This is a genomic window from Nonomuraea composti, from assembly GCF_012034275.1.
Taxonomy (GTDB): Bacteria; Actinomycetota; Actinomycetes; order Streptosporangiales; family Streptosporangiaceae; genus Nonomuraea; species Nonomuraea composti.
Window position 1 is genome coordinate 36,712 of the sequence record NZ_JAATEP010000031.1, and the last position, 21,198, is coordinate 57,909.

Below are 21,198 nucleotides of genomic sequence, written 5' to 3' on the forward strand. Positions count from 1 at the left end.
CGGCCTCGGCCCCTGTCGCGGTCAGGACGGGAAGACGGCCGCCAGCTCGGGGATGCGGGCGCGGTAGCCGTCGAGGAGCCGCTGCCCCGTGCTGACGGAGTCCACCAGCGGGTGCAGCGCGAACGCCGCCACCGCCAGCCGCGACGACCCCGTCAGCGCCGCCTCGACGGCGGTCTGCTCCACGGCCTTGACCTGCTGCATCAGCCCCAGGAAGCGCCCGGGCGGAGCGCCGGCGGCCAGGGGCCGCACGCCGGAGCCGTCCACGACGCAGGGGATCTCCACGACGGCGTCCGGCGGCAGCCCGGCCACGGCCGTGCCGTTGCGCACGTTGAGGATCATGGTGGCGGGCTCGCCGCGCGCGATCGCGGCCATGAGGGCCAGCGCGATCCCTTCGTACCCGCCCGCCTCCAGGTCGGCCGCCGACCGCTCGCCGGCGCCGGTGGCGTCGCGCTCCTCGGCCATGTACGAGGTGTCGCGCTCCTTGCGGGCCCGCGCCCACGCGTCCGGGGCCTCGGCGGGCCGGGCGAGGGCGGCGGCGTAGAAGCGGTCCTGCTGCTCGACCAGCGACTCCCCCCGGGTGCGCCCGGAGGTCGACGCCACCGCTTCCCGGGTGAAGTAGTAGTAGTACAGGTACTCGTTCGGCAGCGCCCCCAGCGTCCGCACCCAGTCGGGCCCGAGCAGGCGGGCCTCCTCGACCTGCCGCAGCAGGGCGTCGTCGGCGAGCAGCCGGGGCAGCACGTCGCGTCCCTCGTACGTCAGGCCGCGCAGCCAGCCGAGGTGGTTGAGCCCCACGTAGTCGGGCGAGACGCGGGCGGGGTCGAGCCCGAGCGCGGCGGCGGCCCGCCGGACCAGCCCGATGGGCGAGTCGCAGATGCCGACGACGCGGTCGCCGAGCACCCGCTGCATCGCCTCGGTGATCATGCCGGCGGGGTTGGTGAAGTTGATCACCCAGGCGCCGGGGGCGAGCGCGGCGACGCGTTCGGCGACGTGGACCGCGACCGGCACCGTGCGCAGCCCGAACGCGACGCCTCCGGGCCCGGTGGTCTCCTGGCCGAGCAGGCCCAGCTCCAGCGCCACCCGCTCGTCGGCGACGCGGCCCGCCAGCCCGCCGACGCGGATGGCGGAGAAGACGAAGGCCGCCTCGCGCAGCGCGGAGTCGAGGTCGGTCGTGGTGCGGACGAGGGGCGGGTCGTCGTGGCCGGCGGCCAGGCCGCGCAGCACGTGGGAGACGGCCTCCAGCCGCTCGGGCGAGACGTCGTACAGCACCACCTCCCGCACCCGCGGCTCGGCGGTGTCGCGCAGCAGCGCGCCGTACACCAGCGGGACGCGGAACCCTCCGCCGCCGAGAACGGCCAGCCTCATCCTCTCCCCTTACGTCCGAACCTTCACGCGAGCAGCACCTCGACGCCGGCGGCGGCGCAGGCGCGCAGCGTGGCCTCGTCGGCGCCGTCGTTGGTGACGAGCACGTCGATGTCCTCGGGCCCGCACACCCGCAGCGCGCCGGTGCCGGGGAACTTGTGCCGGTCGACGAGCAGCACGACCTGCCCGGCGGCGGCCAGCATCGCGCGCTTGAGCGGCACCTCGGCCAGCGTCGTGTCGACGAGCTGCCCGTCGGGGCGCACCCCGCTGGCGCCCAGGAACACGCGGTCGGCCACCACCTGCCCGAGCGCGGCCTCGGTCAGCACCCCGACCAGCGAGTGGTACGGCCGCCGCACCATGCCGCCGAGCAGCAGCAGCTCCACCTCGGGGTCGGTGCGCAGCACGTCGAGGACGGCGAGGCTGGAGGTGACGACGGTGACGCGGCGCCCGCGCAGCCGCCGGGCCAGCCGCATCGTGGTGGTGCCGATGTCGAGCAGGACCACGTCGCCGTCGGCGACGAGCCGGGCGGCGCGGGCGGCGACCGCCTCCTTGTCCGGCCCGTCGGCGCCGGCCACCTCCGCGAACGGCCGGTCGGTGTCGGCGTCGGCGCAGGGCAGTGCGCCGCCGCGCACCCGGCGCAGCGTGCCGTCGCGGTCGAGCACCTCGAGGTCCCTGCGGATGGTGGACGGGCTCACGCCGAGCTGACTGGCCAGATCACGCACGCTCGTGGCGCCCGACGTGCGGACGCGGCGCATGATCTCGGCATGCCGGAGGCGCTGGAGCACAGCGGGATCCTATCAGTCAAATTCGCGCAGAAGTGAGCATCGCGCCCTTGAAGTGTTCGAGCAAACGTGCAAGATTGCGCACAACCGGTGTGTCGAGGAGGTCTTGCTCTCGTGTCTGCCCAGGCGTACGACCCTCTCGCCGGCGAGCGCACCCCGGAGGGTCCGCAGTTCGACGTGTTCCTGGCCGGGACTGTCTTCCTGGACATCATCTTCACCGGCCTGCCGGCGATGCCCGCGGCCGGCACGGAGATCTGGGCGGAGGGCATGGGCTCCTGCCCGGGCGGCATCGCGAACCTGGCCATCGCGACCAGCAGGCTGGGGCTGCGCACGTCGCTGGCGGCCGCGTTCGGCGACGACGACTACGGCGACTTCTGCTGGCGCACGCTGGAGCAGCAGGAGGCGGTGGACCTGTCGAGGTCCAGGCGGTTCGAGCACTGGCACTCGCCGGTGACGGTGTCCATGGCGGTCGACCGCGACCGCAGCATGGTCACGCACGGCCATCCCGCCCCGATGCCGGCCTCCGAGATGATCGGCAAGCCGCCCCGCTCCCGCGCGGTGATCGTGAGCCTGTCGGCGGAGGAGCCGCTGGGCGAGCCCGGCAGCGCGTGCAACTGGGCGGAGCTGGCGCACCGCGAGGGCTCGCTCATCTTCGCCGACGTCGGCTGGGACCCGTCGGGCGTCTGGTCCCGCTCCGTGCTCGACCAGCTGGAGGTCTGCCACGCGTTCATGCCGAACGCGACCGAGGCCATGGCCTACACCGGCACCGAGACGCCGAGAGACGCGCTGTACGCGATCGCCGACAAGGTGCCGCTGGCCGTGGTGACCGACGGCGCCAACGGCGCCATGGCGATCGACTCGACGACGGGCGAGGAGGCGTTCGTGCCGGCGCCCCGGGTGACGGCGCTCGACCCGACGGGCGCGGGCGACGTGTTCGGCGCCGGCATCGTGCTCGGCACGCTGTGCCACTGGCCGCTGACCGACCGGCTGGCGTTCGCCGGGGTGTGCGCGGCACTTGCGGTGCAGCAGTTCGGCGGCTCGCTGGCCGCGCCCGGCTGGGGCGACATCGCCGACTGGTGGCACGAGGTGCGGGCCGCCGCCGACCACAGCGGCGCCTACGGCACCGCGCTGGCCCGCCGCTACGCCTTCCTCGACCGGCTGGTGCCGTCGGTGCCGGTGGGGGCCGTGCGCCGCGCCGCCGCCACCATCGCCCGGTACGCCGACGTGGGCATGGCGCCGCCCGTACCGGGTAAGCGGCCGGACCGGACCGTGACCCACCCCGCCGCCGAGGCGCCCGCCCTGGAGGACGGGGGCCCGGATGCGCCGCGCGCGCCCGTGCAGAAGGAGTAAGCCGTTGACCGTACAGAAGCGTCAGCCGCGCGGTGTCAGGGCGCTGGCCCTGCTCGCCGCGAGCGCCGTGGCCGCCTGCGCGGCCGGGTGCGCGCCCGGCTCCTCCGCCCCTCCCGCCGCCTCCTCCCCGCAGGCGAGCGCCACGGCCGTACGCACCGACGCCGCCGGGCTCGGCAACGTCACCCTGACGGTCTGGGACCAGGAGGTGCGCGGCGGCCAGGCCGCCCAGATGGAGAAGCTGAACGCCGCCTTCCAGGCCAAGTACCCCAACATCAAGCTCAACCGGGTCTCCCGCTCCTTCGACGACCTGAACACGACGCTGCGCCTGGCCCTGAGCGGCAACGAGCCGCCGGACGTGGTGGAGGCCAACAACGGCCGCTCCTCCATGGGGGCCTTCGTCAAGGCCGGCCAGTTGCGTCCCCTCGACGCCTACGCGCAGGCGTACGGATGGAAGAGCCGCTACCCGGAGTCGGTGCTGCGGTACTCGCGCTACAGCGCCGACGGCAAGCTCTTCGGCGAGGGCAACCTGTACGGCCTGCCGCAGGTCGGCGAGGTCGTCGGCATCTTCTACAACGCCGCCAAGCTGAAAAAGCTCGGGCTGCAGCCGCCCCGGACGTGGGCCGAGTTCGAGACCGCCCTCGACCGGGCCAAGACGGGCGGCGAAGTGCCCCTGCAGTTCGGCAACCTCGACAAGTGGCCGGCCGTGCACGTGTTCGGCACCGTGCAGGGCCGCACCGTGCCGCCCGCCCAGATCGGCACGCTCGCCTTCGGCCGCAAGGGCGCCTCCTGGACCACGCCCGAGAACGTCAAGGCCGCCGAGCAGCTCGTGAGCTGGGTGGACAAGGGCTACTTCGCCAAGGGCTTCAACGGGCAGGGGTACGACGCGGCGTGGCAGGCGTTCGGCAAGGGCCAGGGCGTCTTCCTCATCGCGGGCACGTGGCTGCTGGCCGACCTGCGGAAGGCGCTCGGCGCGGACCTCGGGTTCATGCTGCCGCCCGGTGCCACGGCCGACGCCGCGCCGGTGGCGACCGGGGGCACGGGGCTGCCGTTCGCGATCACGGCCAAGAGCCCGCACCCTGACGCGGCGGCCGCGTACATCGACTTCATCACCAGCAAGGACGCGATGAAGGTGCTGACCGAGACCGGCAACCTGCCCGTCGCCGACACCGGCGAGCAGACGGTCGCCGACGGGCCGCAGCGGGAGGTGTTCACCGCGTTCGGGACGGTGACCGCCAAGGACGGGCTGGTGCCGTACCTCGACTACGCCACCCCCACCTTCGCCGACACGCTCGGCGCGGCCCTGCAGGACCTGCTCGCCAAGAAGGCGGCGCCGCGCGACTTCCTCGCCACGCTGGAGAAGGACTACAAGACCTTCGCCGAGAGCAACGGCTGAGGATGGCGGCACCCCCCGGCGAGCCCCGTCGCGTCGCCTACCTGTACCTGCTGCCCGCCTTCGCCGTCTACGCCGTCTTCCTGCTGTATCCGATCGGCCGGGCCGTGCAGATCTCCCTGTACGACTGGGACGGCCTGTCCCTCGGCACCTGGGCCGGCCTCGACAACTACGTGGCCATCGTCGCCGACGAGGGCCTGCGGGCCGCCTTCGCGCACGCCCTCGTCCTCATCGTCTTCTACGCCGCCGCGCCGCTGGTCATCGGGCTGGCGCTGGCCGCGATACTCAACCACGCCAAGGTGCGCGGGCTCGGCTTCTTCCGCACCGTCGTGTTCCTGCCGCAGGTCATCGCCATGGTCGTGGTGGCGGTCGCGTGGCGGCGCGTCTACGCCCCCGACGGCTCGCTCAACGCGCTGCTCGGCGCGCTCGGCCTCGACGCGCTGACGCGCGGCTGGCTGGGCGACTACACCTTCGCGCTGCCGGCGGTGGGCGTGGTCGGCACCTGGTTCGAGACGGGGCTGGTGACCGTGCTGCTGCTGGCCGGGATGAGCCGCATCCCCCTGTCGCTGTACGAGGCGGCGCGCCTCGACGGGGCCGGGGCCGTGCGCGAGTTCTTCGCCGTCACGCTGCCGTCGGTGCGCGCCGAGATCGCGGTCGCGCTGACGCTGACGGTGATCGCCGCGCTGCGCACCTTCGACCTCGTGTACGTCACCACGCGCGGCGGCCCCGGCGACTCCACGTCCGTGCCGTCGTACGAGGTCTACCACCGGGCCTTCGGGCTGGGCCAGGTCGGCTCGGCGGCGGCCATCGGCGTCACGCTCACCGTCGTGATCTTCGTGATCTCGTTCGGGATCAACCGCTTCGCCGACAGGAGGACCTCGTGAACGGGAGGATCTGGTGATCTCGCGCGGGGAGCGGGCGGCCAACTACATCATCCTGTCCCTCTTCGCCGCCTTCGCCCTCTACCCCGTCGTCGTCATCCTGTCGGCCGCGCTCGGCCCGGCCGACAGCGGCGGCACCGCCGGGCTCGCCAACTTCGCCGCCGCCTGGGAGATCGGCCGGTTCGGCTCCTACCTGCGCACCAGCCTCGCCGTGTCGGTGTTCGTCGTGGTCGTCAGCGTCGTGCTGTCCATCATGAGCGGGTACGCGTTCGGCACCATGCGCTTCCGCGGCCGGTCCCTGCTGTTCTACCTGTTCATGCTCGGGATCATGATGCCGAGCGAGGCCGTCGCCGTGCCGCTCTACTTCGACCTGCGCTCCCTCGGGCTGATCGACACGTTCTGGTCGATCTCGCTGCCGCAGGTGGCGCTGTCCGTCGCGTTCGGCACGTTCTGGATGCGGGCCTACTTCCTCGCCTCGAACCGCGCGATCGTCGAGGCGGCCCGCATCGACGGCGCGTCGAGCTGGCGCATCCTCTGGCAGGTCCTGCTGCCCGCCGCCCGCCCGGCCGTGGTCACGCTGACCGTCCTCGTGTTCATGTGGACGTGGAACGAGTTCCTCATCCCGCTGATCATGGTGACCAGCGAGTCGCTGCGGACCGCGCCCTTGGGACTGGCCTTCTTCCAGGGGCAGTACACCTCCGGGTTCACGCTGCTGGCGGCCGGCTCGGTCATCGTGGCCACACCCGTCGTGATCTTCTACCTGTTCCTCCAGCGCCACTTCGTCCGCGGGCTGCTCCAGGGGGCGGTCCGCGAGTAAACCACCGGAGGTTCGATGCGTACCAGACCCGCCAGACCGGCGGCCGGACCCACGGCCACCACCCGCTCTCCGCTCGCGGCCCGGGCGCTCGCCGCCGCGTCCGCACTCACGCTCACCCTCGCCCTCGCCCTCGCCCCCACCACTCCCGCCGCCGGGGCCGCCGCGGCCGTGGACCTCGACGCCCTGTTCATCGGCGCCCACCCCGACGACGAGGCGTTCACCCTGTCCACGCTCGGCCAGTGGAACGAGGACCACGACGTCCGCACCGGCGTCGTCACCGTCACCAGGGGCGAGGGTGGCGGCAACGCCGTCGGCCCCGAGGAGGGCCCGGCGCTCGGGCTGCTGCGCGAGGCCGAGGAACGCTCGGCGGTCGGCAAGGCGGGCATCGGGGAGGTGTTCAACCTCGACGACGTCGACTTCTACTACACGGTCAGCGCCCCGCTGACCGACCAGGTGTGGGGCGGCGACACCCTGGAGAAGGTGGTCCGGCTCGTCCGCACGACCCGGCCCGAGATCCTGCTCACCATGGACCCGGCCCCCACCCCGGGCAACCACGGCAACCACCAGGAGGCCGCCCGGCTGGCCGTGGAGGCGTTCTACGCGGCGGCCGACCCGAAGAGGTTCCCCGAGCAGATCAGCCGGGAGGGCCTGCGCCCGTTCGCGCCCGCCCGCCTGCTCACCGGCGGCGCCCGCGGCACCTCCCAGCCCGGCCCAGGCTGCGCTTCGACCTTCCGCCCCACGAACCCCGCACAGAACGTCTTCGGCGTGTGGAGCGGCCGCCCCTCGCCGAGCCGCGGCAAGACGTGGGCGGCCGTGGAACGCGACGCACAACGCGTCTACGCCTCCCAGGGCTGGGCCGGCTTCCCCGACGTACCGACCGACCCGGCCCAGCTCACCTGCGACTTCTTCACCCAGGTGGACGCGCGCGTCCCCTTCCCCGAGCCGGGCACCCCAGCCGCCGCCGCCCCGACGGCCATCCTCGACGGCGCACTGACCAGGCCGAACGGCAGCGCCCCGCTCGGCACCCGGCTCAGCCTGCGCACCAGCACGTTCGACGTCCGCCCCGGCACGCCGTTCACCGTCGAGGTCACCGCCCAGGCACCACCCCGCGAACCCCTCGGCCGCTCCTCCATCGCCCTCCGCCTCCCCGAGGGCTGGAAGGCCGGCCCGGCCAACGCGAACGACACCCAGGCCACCGGTCCCGCGAGCACACCTGGCGCGCAAGCCGATACCACGAACACACCTGACGCACCGGCCGGCACCCCGGCCTCAGCCGCCGGCTCCCCAGCTCCAGCGGACTCCTCAAGCCCCGGCTCCTCGCGCTCGGTCACCGCGCCGGGCACCATCGACCTGGGCAAGCTGTCGGCGGGGCGCAGCGGCACGGCGACGTTCACCGTGACGCCACCCTCCCAGGCGCCCCTGGGCCGCGCCCGCATCGGGGCCGTGCTGACGACGGAGCGCGGCGGCGGCTACACGGACCGGCAGGTCGAGGTCGGCCGCTCCGTACGGGCCGCACAACAACCCCTCCCCCAGGTCGCCCAGTACGAGAAGTGGACCGGCGAGGTGGGCGTGCCGCAACTCCGCGGCCTCGTCACCCCCGTGCTCACCCTCCCGTCCGGCGGCACCCGGCAGGTCGGCGTCGTGGTCACGAATGTGAGCGACACGCCCCGCTCCGGCACCGTGCGCATGGACCTCCCACCGGGCTTCACCGCCGATCGCACCGAAGCCCCGTACACGAACCTGGCGGCGGGAGCCTCGACGACGCTGCCGTTCACCGTCACCAACGCCGACCCCACCCTGAAGACCTCGAACGAGGGCGGCGACTACACCTACACCCTCACCACCACCGCCGAGGACGGCACCACCACCAGCCGCCCCGCCCTGGAGCTGGTGCCCGCCACCTCGGTGCCGCGGGCGTCCGCCGCGCCCACCGTGGACGGCGCCGAGTCCGCCGGCGAGTACGGCGGCACCGCCCTGGACATCTCCCGCCTCTGGGAGGGCACCGCGTGCTCCTCGGCGGCCGACTGCTCCGGCTCGGCCAAGCTGACCTGGCACGACGACACCCTGTACGTGCTGGTGCACGTGCGTGACGACGTGCTCGGCACCCGCCTGGCCGCCTCCGACTGCAAGCGCCACTGGCGTACGGACTCGGTGGAGGTCACCCTCGACCCGCGCGGCACCTCCGAGAACACCTCAACCACCTTCAAAACGGCCGTGCTCCCGGTGACCGCCGAGGGCCCGCCCTGCCACCTCCGCGACGCCGACAACCGCCAGGGCCCCGGCGAGGAGACGGCCCCGGGGATGCGGGTCGCCTCGAAGGTCTCGACCGGCGAGTACACGGGGGAGCTGTCCATCCCCATGGAGGTCCTGCCCGGCGCGGTCGACCCCGCCCACCTGGGCCTGAACATCCTCGTCTACGACTCCGACACCCAGGACAGAACCGGCCAGACCCGCATCGGCTGGTCGACGTGGGGCGGCGTCCAAGGAGACCCGTACCGCTGGGGCGTGGCCACCCTTCCCGGCTACCAGCCCCCACCCGGCCGCCCCACCACCCCGCCGGCCCCGATCATCCCGAACACGGCCCTGTCCAGCCTCGACTCACCCCAGTCCCTGGAACAGTCGGTCCGCGTCCACGTCCCGCCCTCCGGCCCCGCCGCCCCACCCACCCAAACCGCCCACGCCGTCTCCGCCTCCGCCACCCGCGACGCGGTCCGGGTCACCCTCCGCACCACCTCACGCGGCGAGGCCCACCTGTTCGTCCGAGACACGCGGGGAACGGCAGGCAGCCGCGTCATCACAATTCCCACCAGGGGCACCACCACCGTCACAATCCCCCTGTCCCGCACCCTGGCCACCCGCCCCACGGTGGTGACCGGCTGGCAGGCCCCCAACGGCGGAACAGCCGCCTCCCAGGTAGCAGTGCGATGACCTCGGACTAGCCGCACCCAGGGCCGGGCAGCCCCAACCGCAAGCCACTCGAACGAGGCTGCCCGCCCACAAGCCGCTCGAACGAGGCTGCCCGCCCACAAGCCGCTCGAACGGGGCTGGCCGCCCCCAAGCTGCCCAGCCTCACGCCCACGCCCTCGCCTCGCAGCCCAGGCCCCCACGCCTCGCCTCACCCGGTCCAACGCCCTCGCCCACGCCGGGATCGAACGGGACCGCCCTGCCACCGAGGCACCCACCCCAACCCCCGGTCCACCTACGACGTAACCGGACGGACAGCACGGCTGGGGCACGCACTCCAGGCAGACCCTCGTGACATGAGCAGGCCCTCGTGACATGAGCAGGCCCTTGAGAGATGAATCAGGTGGACCCGCCGCACCAACCACCTGGGACGTCTGGCGCCGTTCCTGCGGTGCGTCCTCAGATCCGGCACACGTTGCCGGCCAGCGTGCCGTTCCACGAGAAGACGTACCCGCACACGTAGGTGCCGGCCACGGGGCCCAGCCGGAGGATGACCGTCACCTGGGCGTACCCGGCCCCGACGCAGTCCCAGCCGGTCAGCGAGTACGCGTCCCCGGCCGGGCTGCGCTCCCCGGAGAAGCACTCGTAGGAGCCGTCAGCCCGGGCGGGGGCGGTGAGGGCGGTCAAGGCCAGAACGGCGATCCCTGCCACGCGGGCGGCACGTCGTTTGAAGGTCATGCCCCGACCGTAGAAGCCACCGGCGAGCGCTCCCAGATGCGATTCGTCACCTCAGGGTGTGCGTTTCTCACCACGCGCTCAGTCGTCGTTGTCGGACCGGTACGCGAGGATCAGGGCGACCAGGATGACGCCGGCCACCGCGATGCTGAACGCCTCCATCGAGATGACCGCCGCCCCCAGGCACACCGCCCCCGCGGCAACGGATAGCACGACCACGAGCGTGTTGCGGCTCATCCGGGCTCGTTCCGGCTCGGGAGGCGGGGCGACCGCGGCCAGCGGCAGCGGCTCCCACAAGCTGCCGCATTCCGGGCACTGCCACGGCTGGTGGCTCATGGAGTCGGGACGCATGCACTGGTGCTTCACTCGGCGCTTCCTTCGCGGTCTCGTCACTGCCCGGGCCCCGCCGCCCAACCGCAGGCGCCCTCGGCCCGTACGGCAGGCCCTCTCGGCCGTACGGTAGAGCATCGGAACGACAGGACGATCACCATCGAACCGCCTCGCCGAGCCCACGCGCCCACCGGACCAGCTCGCCAAGCCACGCGAGCAGCCATGCTCCTCCCTCGCGCGACCCGCCGCGGTCTCTCCGTGCGATCAGCCGCGATCCTCTCCTCGCCCGCGCCGTGGTCCTCCCTCGTGCGACCTGCCGCGGTCCTTCCCGTGCCTTCGGTGGGGTCCTCCATGCGTCGCGCCGGGGCCCTTCCAGCCCGGTCAGCCTGCTACCGGAACCAGGCCCAGTTCGCGCATGACGAACGCCAACCAGTACGTCTGCTGCTCCACGATCGTGCTCCAGTTCGCCCCGCCGTGCCCCGCCCCCTCCCACACCCGCAGCAGCACCGGATGGGAGGAGGTCGTGGCGGCCTGGGCGCGGGCGGCGAACTTGCGGGCGTGCCAGGCGGGGCAGCGGGGGTCGTTGGCGCCGGCGTCGAGGAGGATCGCCGGATAGGGGGTGCCGGGCTCGATGTGGTGGTAGGGGGAGTAGGACATGAGGACGGGGGCGTCGGCGGGGTCGTTCGGGTTGCCGTATTCGGGGAGGGTCGCGGCGGTGCCGAGCGGGTCGCGGGCGACGCGCATCAGGTCGAGTTTCGGCGCCTGGCACACCGCCACCCGCCACAGCGCCGGCCGTTGGGTGGCGGCGACGGCGGCGAGCAGGCCCCCGTTGGAGGCGCCCTGCACGGCCAGCCGGTCGGGGGTGGTGATGCCGTCGGCGATGAGCTGGTGGGCGATGGCGTAGAGGTCGTCGAAGCTGTTCTGTTTGGCGTGCAGGCGGCCGGCCTCCCACCATTGCAGCCCGAACTCGCCGCCGCCGCGCACGTGGGCGTGTGCGTACACGCCGCCCGCCTCGACGAACGCCGCCACCGGGCCCAGGTAGGAGGCCAGCTCGGCGATGTTGAAGCCGCCGTAGGCGTGGATGAGGGTGGGGTGCGGGCGGGAGCGGTCGAGGTCGGCGCGGTGGACCAGGGTGCAGGGCACGGGGGTGCCGTCGGCGGAGGTGGCCAGGATGCGGGTGGTGGCCAGCCCGGGCAGGGTGTGGCCGGCTCCTTGCAGCTTGGTGAGCGTGCCGGTGCGGAGGGCGTAGTGGTGGACCGTCGGGGACTGGGTGTAGGAGGTGTGGCCGAAGGTGATGGCGTCGTCGCAGCCGATGACCTGGTCCATCACGCCGAGGGCGACGACGCCCTGCGCGACCGAGCTGACCGTGCCGGGGCCCGGCAGCGGCACCTCGCCGAGATCGTCGCCGTCGAGGGTGAGGACGCGGATGCGGGAGACGATGCCGGACGGGGTGTCGGCCAGCTCGCCGAGCACCAGCCGGTCGCCCGCCTGCGTCACGCCGGTGAGCACGGAGTCGCTGCCGGGGATCAGCTCCGTCCAGGTGGCCTGGTCGCCGGGGGTGTCGAGCGGGATGCGGACGAGCCTGCCGCGCGGGGCGCCGGCCGTGGTGACGGCGAGGTAGGAGTCGCCGACGAGCACGCCCTTGTAGAGGTGCTCGGTGTCGGTGATGAACTCGCGCCACTGCCACGACGGCTCGCCCTCGCCCTGCGGCTCGTCGAGGCGGGCCAGGAAGTGGGGGCGGGGGCGCAGGTGGTCGACCTGGAGGAGGGCCCAGCGGCCGTCGCGGGAGATCTTGGGGATGGCGTACATGTGCGGGATGTCGAGCGGCTCGGGCTCGGTGGGCGGGGGCTGGCCGATGCGGTGGAAGAACAACCGCCAGCGCAGCGGCGACGGTGGCACGGGCTTCGCACCCGCACCGGGCGCGTTAGCAGCGGTGGCGGGCGGGGTGTGGTTGGCCATGTAGAAGAAGCCGGTGCAGTCGGGGAGCCAGGCGACCAGGCCGGGGCGTTGCTGGGGGACGCCGTCCAGGAGGACCTTGCCCGTGTCGATCTCGATGACCTTGAGCTCGGGCAGCTCCCGCCCCGACGCGTCGAGCGAGTACGCCAGCAGCCGCCCGTCAGGCGACGGCTGCGGGCTCATGCGCAGCGGGGTGCCGTCGGTGGACAGCTCGTTGAGGTCGAGGGCGGGCCGCCAGGGGCCGGTGACGTCGTCGGCCGTCTCGAGCACCATGAGGTCGCGCCCGTCGGGGACGCGGGCGCGGAACCAGCGGGGGCCGTGGCGGACCGGGACCACGAGGTTGCGGGCGTCCATCTGCTCGACGAGCTCGCCGACGCGGGCGGCGAGGCGGTCGTAGTGGGGCCAGGCGTGCACGTAGGAGCGGGCCAGGTCGTCCTGGGCGCGCTGCCAGGCGGCCACGCCGTCGCCGGCGTCGTCCTCCAGCCATTGGTAGGGGTCGTCGAACACCAGCCCGCCGACCTCGTTGCGCTCCGGCCGTCGGGGGGCGGCGGGATACGTGATGCTCATGGGGGTCCTTTCGGAGAAGAGGGGATGAGGCCGGGCGCGGTCAGCCGCTCTCCAGCACCTTCCTGGCGCGCTGGAGGTAGTCGATGACGGCGGGCAGGTCGTCGGCCTCCAGCCACTCGATCTGGCGGCTGATCTCGGCGCTGAGCTGGGGGCCGGCTCTGCGCCACAGCGCCATGCCGGCGTTGGTGAGCTGCTCGTTGACCTCCTGGTCGCCCACCTGGAGGCCGGCCGCGAGGTCTGCCCAGCGCTGGGTCACCTCCTGCACGAGGGGGTCGTCGACGGGGGTGCCGGCCAGCATGAGCCGCCGGGCCTCGCGCAGCAGGGCGAGCCATTCGGTGCGGTAGTCGTCCATGCGGGCCTGGCCGAGCTCGGCCCTGCGCCGCGCCAGGTGGTCGCGCAGCTCCTGGTCGAAGTAGGACTCGTAGACGGAGTGCAGCTCCAGCGCGGCCATGACGCGTTCGGGGTCGGGCATGACGGCCTGGTCGAGCAGCTCCACCAGGCCGCCGATCCGCTCCCTGAGCTGCCCGATGCGGGCGGCCTGGAGGTCGAGCTCGGCGAGCTGGGCGCCGAGCAGCGCGCGCAGCGCCGTGACGTCGTCGGCCGAGCGGCCGAGGATGCGGCCGATCTCCTCCAGCGTCAGGCCGAGGCCGCGCAGCGCTCGCACGCGGTAGAGCCGGCGCAGGTCGGCCCCGGTGTAGCGGCGGTGGCCCGACGCGGTGCGCTCGCTCGCCGGGACCAGGCCGATCTCCTCGTAGTGGTAGAGCGTGCGGATGGTCACGCCGGTGGCCTTGGCCAGCTCACCGATGCTCCAGCGGCGCTCGCCGTCGTCGTTGCGGGTCACGGGTACGACGGTAGGACCTCCCGTGGCGGGAGGTTCAAGTCCTGACTCTGCGTGATTGAACGACTACGCAACGGGTAGGGGTGCAGAAAGCCAACACCCCAGCGGGGTGGTGCGGCGCCCCCGATCCCCTGCCCCGACGCCCCCCGCGCCATCGAAAGGGAGCCCCCGTGCCCAGAGCCGATCGTTGCGCGACCATGCCCGTCCACCACCAGCTCATCGCCTCCTCCCCCCGCTACGCGGTCGCGCTGGCCGCCATCGAGAACGAGACGTTCGCCAGGAAGAACGCCAGGACGGCGGCCCGTGAGGAGGTGGTGACGATCCCCGTCGTGGTCCACGTCGTCCACCACACCCCCGAGCAGAACATCGGCCAGGACCAGATCGACAGCCAGTTCAAGGTGCTCAACGAGGACTTCAGGCGGGCCAACCCCGACGTGGACAAGGTGCCCGAGGTGTGGAAGGACCTCGTGGCCGACGCGCGGCTGGAGTTCAAGCTCGCCGACACCGACCCGAACGGCAAGCCCACCTCGGGCGTCGTACGCGTGGAGACCTCGGTCGAGTCGTTCGAGCCGGACCACGGCGTCAAGTACGGCGACCGGGGCGGCTCCGACGCCTGGCCCGCCGACCGCTACCTCAACCTGTGGGTGTGCGAGCTCAAGGGCGCGCTCGGGTATTCCACGTTCCCCGGCGGGCCCGCCGAGATCGACGGGGTGGTGATCCTGCACAGCGCGTTCGGCACCACCGGCACGGCCGCGGCCCCGTACGACGGCGGGCGTACCGCCACCCACGAGATCGGGCACTGGTTCAACCTGCGCCACATCTGGGGCGACGACGGCGACGGCTGCTCCGGCACCGACTTCGTCGACGACACCCCCAACCAGGGCGGCAACAACCGCGGCACCCCCGACTTCCCCAAGGTGAGCTGCGACAACGGGCCCAACGGCGACATGTTCATGAACTACATGGACTACGTGGACGACGCCGCCATGTTCATGTTCACGAAGGGGCAGTCGGAGCGCATGGACGCGGCGCTGGCCGGGCCGCGCTCGTCGTTCCTGTCGCCGCGGGTCAGGGAGAGCATGCGGCTCGGGACGTCCGTCTGAAGGCGGCCTGACCCACACCCTGAGGCGGTCCCCGGAGTGCGGCCGCTACGGCGTGCGGCGTAGCGGCGCGCGCGCCGGGCGGCGGATGCCCCGGCCACGGGCGCGGCGCGACAGTGGACGCATGGACGGACGGACGCACCAGCCCACGGACCGGGACGAGCTGAGCATCGCGTTGCTCGGGCCGCTGGAGGTGCGGCGGGGCGGGGTGCCGGTCCGGATCACCGCCGGCAGGCTGCGGGCGTTGCTGGCCGTGCTGGCGGTGTGCGCGGGTGAGGCGGTGACCGTGGAACGGCTCGCGCTGGCCCTGTGGGGGGAGGAGCTGCCGGGGAACGCGCGGCGCAGCGTGCAGACGTACGTGACGCGCCTGCGCCGGGCGATCGGGCGGGCGGCGATCCGCACGACGCCGGACGGCTATCTGCTGGACGTCGATCCCGGGCAGGTGGACGTGCCGCGTTTCCGCGCGCTGGCGGCCGAGGCGGCCAGGGCGCGCGGGACGGCGGCGGAGCGGGCCCTGATGGAGGAGGCGGGCCGGCTGTGGCGCGGCACGCCGTTCGAGGGCGTCGGCTCCGACTGGCTGCGCGCGGCCGTCACGCCGGCGTTGCAGGAGCTGCACCTGAGCGCGGTGGAGCGGCGGGTCGATCTGGGGCTGGCCGAGGGCCGGCACGGCGAGCTGGTCGCCGAGCTGCTGGCGCTGGCGGCCCGGCATCCGCTGCGGGAGTCGTTGTGGGGGCGGCTGCTCGTGGTCTTGGGGGCGTGCGGGCGGCAGGCCGAGGCACTGGCCCTGTACGAGCGGCTGCGCCGCCGCCTGGCCGACGAGCTGGGCACCGACCCTTCGCCGGAGCTGCGCCGCATCCACGCCTCCCTGCTGCGAGCCGGCCCGCGTCCTCGCGGGACGGCCGGCGTGGCGGTGTTCACGGGTGTGGTGGAGCCGCGCACCGAGCTGTTCGTGGTCTCCGGGACGGCCGGTGAGGGCCGCAGGTTCCTGGCGCTGGTGTGGAGCCCGGTGTAACGGCGGGCACAGGCAGGCGCGTGACCTCCGTTCAGGATGGGTGACCGGAATCCCCCTCACAACGGAAAGGTGATGTCGTGCGCCTGCTCGCAGGTTTGACGATGACTGCCGTGCTCGCCGCCGGGCTGCTGGCCGCCTCGCCCGCCTCCGCGGCCGAGTCCGTGCCGTTCGCGGCGGACTCGGGCGACACGTGCCGCCGCGGGGTCGCGGAGGGCACGCTCGAACGGTACGACGGCCCCGTCCTGCATCCCGCCGTCAACGTCGAAGGCATACTCTCCGACGAGGCACTGCCGACGATCTGCTTCCCCGACGACATGCACTCCACGGTCACGTTCAGCGGCTACCGGGGTGCCGATCTCCTGGACTCCGAGACGTACAAGGCGGACGACGAGCAGGTCAAGTTCGCCTTCGAGCTGTCGAACGGGCTGCTGAGCATCGACCGGGTGGTCGTGCAGGTGTGCCGGTTCAGCAACTCGCCCGTGGGGATCAGCTACTGCGGCAAGGCGCAGGAGTACAAGATCCCCTGAGCGTTCCCGAAGGTCAGGGTGCGGGCGTCACGATGAGGGCGCCGGGCGGCCCTTCAGGGAAGACCCAGACGTGCCGGCCCGCCGCGATCATCAGCGCGGGCGGCGCGTCCAGCCCCAGCCTGACCACGCGCAGCGCGGCGCCGGCGGCCGGGGCCAGGACGAACAGGTCACGGCCGCCGCCCGCCAGCACCCCGTTCGCGCACACCAGGAACGGCACCGGCCCCTCCGGCGCCCGCACGAGCCGGCCCGGCTCGCCCGACCACGCCGACACCCGCAGCAGCCCGCCCGTCACGCTGATCCACAGGGATCCTGCGCAGACGGTCATGGCGCCGCGCCGCCGCCGTCCGAGATCCACCTCCTGGGGCCCGCCGCGCAGCACGTCGTCGCGCTCGGACGTCCACCACAGGCGCTCACCCTCGACGGCGCACGCGTCGAGCGCGGGCAGCTCCAGCGGCTCCCCCAGCTCGCCCGGCCCGGTCAGGCGGCGGGCCACGCCGTCGCCGACGGCCCAGATCGCCCCGCCGCCCGCGACCACCCGGCCCTCGAACGGGGCGGCGGCGACGGGCCCGCCGGACGCGTCGAGCCAGTGGACGCGGTCATGCGCCGCGCCCGCGAGCGTGCCGCCGGCCAGCGGGCCGTCCCTGTGCATGGTCTGCCCCGGCGACCCCGCGAACGACCTGGGCACCACCACGGTCTCGGCGAGCGTGCCCGGCACCGCGCCGGTGGCGGGCACCGTGCCGGGCACCGCCGCCAGCGAGCGCAGCGCCGGCGGCTCCCGGCTCAGGAGCGTGCCGCCCTCCAGGGGACGGCCCGACGGCGTGTAGACGCGTACCCCGTCGTCCGCCGCGCACCAGACGGTCGAGCCGTCGGAGGCGGCCGCGCGGACCGGGCGCGGCAGCTCGATCCTGGTGACCGCGACGTCCATGCGCTGAGAGTAGACCCGCGCGGGACCGGCCGGACAGTCATGATCCGGATCCCGTCCCAGGCACGCGGAGGACGGCGGCGGGTAAACCGCACGGCAAGTGCAGGATCCGGTCGTCGGCGCAGGTCACCCCTGATGCGATCATTTGTCCATGCGTGCAGTGGTGATCGGGAGCGGCATCGTGGGGGCCGGCGCGGCCTACCACCTGAGCCGCCGGGGCGCGGCGGTGACGGTGGTGGACGCCTGCTGCCAGGGCGGGGCGACGCAGGCCGGCGCGGGCATCGTGTGCCCGTGGGTCGACCATCCGGAGGACGACGACTGGTACCGCCTGACCCGCGAGGGCGCCCGCGCCTACCCGGCGCTGGTCGAGGAGCTGGGCGAGGACATCGGGTACGCCAAGGTGGGCGCGCTGCTGGTGGCCGAGGACCCGGTGGACCTGGAGCCGGTACGCACGCTGCTGCGCCGCCGCCACGCCGAAGCCCCCGAGATGGGCGACGTGGTGGACGTGGACACGCCGACCGAGCTGTTCCCGCCGCTGTCCGACGGCCTGAGCGCGCTGCTCGTGCCGGGCGCGGCCCGGGTGGACGGCCGCTCGGTGCGCGACGCGCTGCTGCGGGCCGCCACGGCGCGGGGCGCGCGGCTCCGTACGGGCATCGCGACGCTCACGGGGGACGGCGAGGTGCTGGTGTACCAGGCGGACACCGAGAACGGCACCCGGTGGAGCCCGGCCGTCGCGGCCGCCTCGCCGGGCGAAACGGAGCCCGTACCGGCGGATGGGAGCGAGGCCACGTCGTGGCGGCAGTCCGCGCCGCTCGCCGCCGCTCCGGCGCCCGTCGCGCCCGCGAGCCCGGAGGCGTTGCGGCTGACGGGCGAGGGCGTCCCCGTCGAGGCGGACGTGGTCATCGTGGCCGCCGGCGCGTGGACCGGCGAGGTGTGCCGGCCGCTCGGCGTCGAGCTGCCGGTCTTCCCCCGGCGCGGCCAGATCCTGCACGCCACCATGGAGGGCGTGGACACGGCCTGGTGGCCGATCATCCTGCCCAGGATCGGCCCGTACCTGCTGGGGTTCCCCGACTCGCGCGTGGTGGTGGGCGCGACGGTCGAGGACGTCGGGTTCTCGCCGCGGATCACCATGGGCGGCCTGGACGAGGTGATCGAGGCGGGGTTGCGGGTGGCGCCCGGGCTGTTCAACGCGACGGTCACGGAGACCAGGGTCGGGCTGCGGCCTGTGTACGCCCCTGGGCGGGCGCTGATCGGGCCGCTGAGCGAGCGGGTCGTGGTCGCCACGGGGCTGAGCGCGTACGGGCTGACGGCGGGGCCGTTCACGGGCGAGATCGCGGCGGCGCTCGCGCTCGGCGAGACCCCACCCATCGACATCGCCCCTTACGCGCCCGCGTAAATCGGACTTTCAATACCCCCGGCCCCTTTAGCGGGGCAAGCGGCAACGTAGCATCGGATACCTCCCCACCGTTGACGACGTGGGGAGGCCGCCTTGCCGCTGCTCGCACTGCTCCTGCTGCTGCTCCTGGCCGCCGCCGGCTGCGCCACGAGCCCGCCCGCGGCACCCCGGCGCCCGCCGTCCGCTCCGCCTCGAAGCGCGGTCCCGCCCAAGCCGCTCGCGCCCGGCCGGGAGAAGGTGCGGGTCCCGCACTCGGCCTCGGGCCGGTACGCGGTCGTCCGGGGCGGCGCACCGGCGCGGCGGGGTCGTGGCGAGGTGGTGCGGTACCTGGTCGAGGTGGAGCGCGGGCTGCCGTTCGACCCGGCGGAATTCGCCGCCGAGGTGCACCGGACACTCAACGACGTGCGCGGCTGGGGCCGCTTCGAGCGGGTGGACCGGGGCCCGGTGCGGGTGCGGGTCGCGCTGTCCAGCCCCGGCCTGACGATCCGCCAGTGCCTGCCGTTGCGTACGGGCGGCGAGCTGTCCTGCTGGAACGGCCGCCGCTCGGTCATCAACGCGCTGCGCTGGGCCGAGGGCGTCCCGCAGTACGGCGGCGACCTGGTCGCCTACCGGCGCTACCTGATCAGCCACGAGGTCGGCCACGGTCTGGGCCATCACCATCGCCGCTGCCCGGGGCCCGGGCGGCCGGCTCCGGTCATGGTGCAGCAGTCGAAGTCGCTGGGCCGCTGCCGCCCCAACCCGTGGCCGTTCCCGCACCGGGGCCCGGACAAGCGCTGACCAGCATCTTTACAGGCCGCGCGCGGCGCCCTTCCAGCGCCGGCGCTACAGGCCCTGCCCCGCGCCGACCCCGCGCAGCAGCGTGTCGACCAGCCGGGTGGCCATGGCGTCGGGGTCGCCCTCGCGGTCCTGCGCGGCCTCGTGGCACAGCGCGTAGTAGACCCGCTTGGCCCAGAGCACGTCCACGTCGGCCCGCAGCACCCCCGCGTCCTGGGCCCTCCTGAACAGCTCCTCGCAGCGCCGCTCCACGTCGGAGTGCACCCTGGCCACCTCGGGGTCGTCGGACAGGGCGCGGCTCATCGCGAAGCCCCAGTCGATCTTCACGCGGAGCACGTTGGCGGTGGCCTGGTAGAGCGCGACCAGGGGCGGGGTGCTGTCGGTGTGCGCGGCGTCCATCGCCTCGGCGAATTGCCGGGTGGCCCACGCCGCCATCGCGTCCACCAGCGCCTCGCGGGAGGCGAAGCGCCGGTGCACGGTCGTGCGCGCCACCCCGGCCGCCTCGGCGATCTGCTCCATGGTGGCCGCCGGGTTCCTGCTGAGGACGCGTTCGGCGGCCTCCAGGATCGCGCGCACCGTGCGCTCTGCGTCGGACCGCAGCGCTCGCGTCGTCTCACTCACACCTCACAGGGTACGGCATCGTCCCCTTTATCCCCGAACTTGCGTCATCGATGTTGCAGGTTCTAGATTAACGGCAACATCGCCGACGCGACTGACCGTCGCGACCGACAAGGAGATCCGTCATGGACATGCGACTCACCGGCAAGACCGCCGTGGTGACCGGCGCGAGCAGGGGCATCGGGCTCGCCGTGGTGCGGGCGCTGGTCGCCGAGGGCATGCGGGTCGCCGCCGCCTCGCGCACCGTCACCCCCGAGCTGAAGGAGACCGGCGCCGTCGTGCTGACCGCCGACCTGTCCACCCCCGAGGGGCCCGCCGAGGTGATCGAGCGGGCGACGGCCGAGCTGGGCGACCTCGACGTGCTGGTCAACAACGTGGGCGGCGGCGACTCCGGCACGGAGCTGGTCGGCGGGTTCCTGAGCGTGAGCGACGAGGTGTGGCGCGAGGTCCACGACCTCAACCTGCTCAGCGCCGTACGCGCCACCCGCGCGGCTCTGCCGAGCCTCCTGCGGCGGGGCGGCGCGGTGGTCAACATCTCGTCGAACGGCGCGCGCATGCCGGCCGCCGGCCCGATCGCGTACACGACGGCCAAGGCCGCGCTGACCGCCTTCGGCAAGGCCCTGGCGGAGGAGTTCGGCCCGCAGGGCGTGCGGGTCAACACCGTCTCGCCCGGCGCGGTGCTCACCGCGATGTGGGAGTCCCCCCGTGGCTACGGCGCCGCGGTGGCCGAGGCCCACGGTGTGGAGCACGAGCGGTTCCTGGCGGGGCTGCCGTCGAACGCCGGAATGACGACCGGTAGGTTCATCCAACCGGACGAGGTCGCCGCTCTGGTGACATGGCTGGCATCGCCGCACGCCGCAAGCGTCTGCGGCGCCGACTACGTCATCGACGGAGGGGCGATCAAGACCGTCTGACCTATCGCGATATATCGTAGAAAACG

General features: G+C 73.6%; 19 protein-coding genes. 11 read left to right on the forward strand and 8 right to left on the reverse strand.

The window, feature by feature from the left end; all coding sequences use genetic code 11:
• Window positions 1–21: 21 nt before the first annotated feature.
• The gene (locus HCN51_RS35455) at window positions 22–1,362 is read right to left on the reverse strand and encodes a 6-phospho-beta-glucosidase (protein WP_168015753.1); all 1,341 of its coding nucleotides are present in this window, start codon (window positions 1,360–1,362) and stop codon (window positions 22–24) included.
• A gap of 23 nt (window positions 1,363–1,385) precedes the next feature.
• Window positions 1,386–2,144: a DeoR family transcriptional regulator gene (locus HCN51_RS35460; RefSeq protein ID WP_168015755.1), complete on the reverse strand. Its 759-nt coding sequence runs from the start codon at window positions 2,142–2,144 to the stop codon at window positions 1,386–1,388.
• A 111-nt stretch (window positions 2,145–2,255) separates the two neighbouring features.
• Between HCN51_RS35460 and HCN51_RS35465 the strand changes: the two genes are divergently transcribed.
• The 5 genes from HCN51_RS35465 to HCN51_RS35485 are packed head-to-tail and all read left to right on the forward strand — an operon-like array spanning window position 2,256 to window position 9,507.
• Window positions 2,256–3,491 (forward strand): carbohydrate kinase family protein, encoded by a 1,236-nt coding sequence (locus HCN51_RS35465; protein WP_080040395.1) that lies wholly within the window; start codon window positions 2,256–2,258, stop codon window positions 3,489–3,491.
• A 4-nt stretch (window positions 3,492–3,495) separates the two neighbouring features.
• A complete protein-coding gene (locus HCN51_RS35470; protein WP_240973581.1) occupies window positions 3,496–4,884 on the forward strand; it encodes an extracellular solute-binding protein in 1,389 nt (462 codons plus the stop codon).
• Window positions 4,885–4,886: 2 nt separating this feature from the next.
• Window positions 4,887–5,765, forward strand: a complete 879-nt coding sequence (locus tag HCN51_RS35475) for a carbohydrate ABC transporter permease (protein WP_168015759.1) — start codon at window positions 4,887–4,889, stop codon at window positions 5,763–5,765.
• 13 nt (window positions 5,766–5,778) lie between these two features.
• Entirely contained in the window at window positions 5,779–6,579 is an 801-nt protein-coding gene (locus HCN51_RS35480) for an ABC transporter permease subunit (RefSeq protein WP_168015761.1), read from the forward strand.
• Between the two features lie 15 nt (window positions 6,580–6,594).
• The gene (locus HCN51_RS35485) at window positions 6,595–9,507 is read left to right on the forward strand and encodes a sugar-binding protein (protein WP_240973582.1); all 2,913 of its coding nucleotides are present in this window, start codon (window positions 6,595–6,597) and stop codon (window positions 9,505–9,507) included.
• A gap of 435 nt (window positions 9,508–9,942) precedes the next feature.
• Here HCN51_RS35485 and HCN51_RS35490 read toward each other — a convergent pair whose 3' ends face one another.
• The 4 genes from HCN51_RS35490 to HCN51_RS35505 all read right to left on the reverse strand — a co-directional run bounded on the left by HCN51_RS35490 (window position 9,943) and on the right by HCN51_RS35505 (window position 13,912).
• Window positions 9,943–10,221 (reverse strand): hypothetical protein, encoded by a 279-nt coding sequence (locus tag HCN51_RS35490; RefSeq protein WP_168015763.1) that lies wholly within the window; start codon window positions 10,219–10,221, stop codon window positions 9,943–9,945.
• A gap of 78 nt (window positions 10,222–10,299) precedes the next feature.
• Window positions 10,300–10,584 carry a hypothetical protein gene (locus HCN51_RS35495; RefSeq protein ID WP_168015765.1) on the reverse strand — a complete coding sequence of 95 codons (285 nt, stop codon included), beginning with the start codon at window positions 10,582–10,584 and terminating at the stop codon, window positions 10,300–10,302.
• A gap of 345 nt (window positions 10,585–10,929) precedes the next feature.
• Window positions 10,930–13,071, reverse strand: a complete 2,142-nt coding sequence (locus HCN51_RS35500) for a prolyl oligopeptidase family serine peptidase (protein WP_168015767.1) — start codon at window positions 13,069–13,071, stop codon at window positions 10,930–10,932.
• Between the two features lie 40 nt (window positions 13,072–13,111).
• Complete coding sequence (locus HCN51_RS35505) at window positions 13,112–13,912, reverse strand: MerR family transcriptional regulator (RefSeq protein WP_168015769.1); 801 nt, start codon at window positions 13,910–13,912, stop codon at window positions 13,112–13,114.
• 167 nt (window positions 13,913–14,079) lie between these two features.
• On the opposite strand from HCN51_RS35505, the gene HCN51_RS35510 reads away from it, so the two are divergent.
• The 3 genes from HCN51_RS35510 (at window position 14,080) to HCN51_RS35520 (ending at window position 16,548) form a co-directional block, all read left to right on the forward strand.
• Complete coding sequence (locus HCN51_RS35510; protein ID WP_206068267.1) at window positions 14,080–15,012, forward strand: M43 family zinc metalloprotease; 933 nt, start codon at window positions 14,080–14,082, stop codon at window positions 15,010–15,012.
• Between the two features lie 121 nt (window positions 15,013–15,133).
• The gene (locus tag HCN51_RS35515; RefSeq protein ID WP_168015771.1) at window positions 15,134–16,021 is read left to right on the forward strand and encodes an AfsR/SARP family transcriptional regulator; all 888 of its coding nucleotides are present in this window, start codon (window positions 15,134–15,136) and stop codon (window positions 16,019–16,021) included.
• Window positions 16,022–16,122: 101 nt separating this feature from the next.
• Complete coding sequence (locus HCN51_RS35520) at window positions 16,123–16,548, forward strand: hypothetical protein (RefSeq protein WP_168015773.1); 426 nt, start codon at window positions 16,123–16,125, stop codon at window positions 16,546–16,548.
• Between the two features lie 13 nt (window positions 16,549–16,561).
• Here HCN51_RS35520 and HCN51_RS35525 read toward each other — a convergent pair whose 3' ends face one another.
• Window positions 16,562–17,473 (reverse strand): hypothetical protein, encoded by a 912-nt coding sequence (locus tag HCN51_RS35525; protein ID WP_168015775.1) that lies wholly within the window; start codon window positions 17,471–17,473, stop codon window positions 16,562–16,564.
• Between the two features lie 148 nt (window positions 17,474–17,621).
• On the opposite strand from HCN51_RS35525, the gene HCN51_RS35530 reads away from it, so the two are divergent.
• The gene (locus HCN51_RS35530) at window positions 17,622–18,866 is read left to right on the forward strand and encodes an NAD(P)/FAD-dependent oxidoreductase (RefSeq protein WP_168015777.1); all 1,245 of its coding nucleotides are present in this window, start codon (window positions 17,622–17,624) and stop codon (window positions 18,864–18,866) included.
• A 93-nt stretch (window positions 18,867–18,959) separates the two neighbouring features.
• Entirely contained in the window at window positions 18,960–19,643 is a 684-nt protein-coding gene (locus tag HCN51_RS35535) for a DUF3152 domain-containing protein (protein WP_168015779.1), read from the forward strand.
• 45 nt (window positions 19,644–19,688) lie between these two features.
• Here HCN51_RS35535 and HCN51_RS35540 read toward each other — a convergent pair whose 3' ends face one another.
• Window positions 19,689–20,261 carry a TetR/AcrR family transcriptional regulator gene (locus HCN51_RS35540; protein WP_346433904.1) on the reverse strand — a complete coding sequence of 191 codons (573 nt, stop codon included), beginning with the start codon at window positions 20,259–20,261 and terminating at the stop codon, window positions 19,689–19,691.
• A 122-nt stretch (window positions 20,262–20,383) separates the two neighbouring features.
• Here HCN51_RS35540 and HCN51_RS35545 point away from each other — a divergent pair, with 122 nt between their 5' ends.
• The gene (locus HCN51_RS35545) at window positions 20,384–21,172 is read left to right on the forward strand and encodes an SDR family oxidoreductase (protein WP_168015781.1); all 789 of its coding nucleotides are present in this window, start codon (window positions 20,384–20,386) and stop codon (window positions 21,170–21,172) included.
• The last annotated feature ends 26 nt before the right edge of the window (window positions 21,173–21,198 follow it).

Coding starts and splice junctions, on each gene's coding strand:
- HCN51_RS35455 (WP_168015753.1), bottom strand. CDS start 1,362: ATGAGGCTGGCCGTTCTCGGCGGCGGAGGGTTCCGCGTCCCGCTGGTG.
- HCN51_RS35520 (WP_168015773.1), top strand. CDS start 16,123: ATGACTGCCGTGCTCGCCGCCGGGCTGCTGGCCGCCTCGCCCGCCTCC.
- HCN51_RS35490 (WP_168015763.1), bottom strand. CDS start 10,221: ATGACCTTCAAACGACGTGCCGCCCGCGTGGCAGGGATCGCCGTTCTG.
- HCN51_RS35525 (WP_168015775.1), bottom strand. CDS start 17,473: ATGGACGTCGCGGTCACCAGGATCGAGCTGCCGCGCCCGGTCCGCGCG.
- HCN51_RS35515 (WP_168015771.1), top strand. CDS start 15,134: ATGGACGGACGGACGCACCAGCCCACGGACCGGGACGAGCTGAGCATC.
- HCN51_RS35545 (WP_168015781.1), top strand. CDS start 20,384: ATGGACATGCGACTCACCGGCAAGACCGCCGTGGTGACCGGCGCGAGC.
- HCN51_RS35485 (WP_240973582.1), top strand. CDS start 6,595: ATGCGTACCAGACCCGCCAGACCGGCGGCCGGACCCACGGCCACCACC.
- HCN51_RS35475 (WP_168015759.1), top strand. CDS start 4,887: ATGGCGGCACCCCCCGGCGAGCCCCGTCGCGTCGCCTACCTGTACCTG.
- HCN51_RS35530 (WP_168015777.1), top strand. CDS start 17,622: ATGCGTGCAGTGGTGATCGGGAGCGGCATCGTGGGGGCCGGCGCGGCC.
- HCN51_RS35500 (WP_168015767.1), bottom strand. CDS start 13,071: ATGAGCATCACGTATCCCGCCGCCCCCCGACGGCCGGAGCGCAACGAG.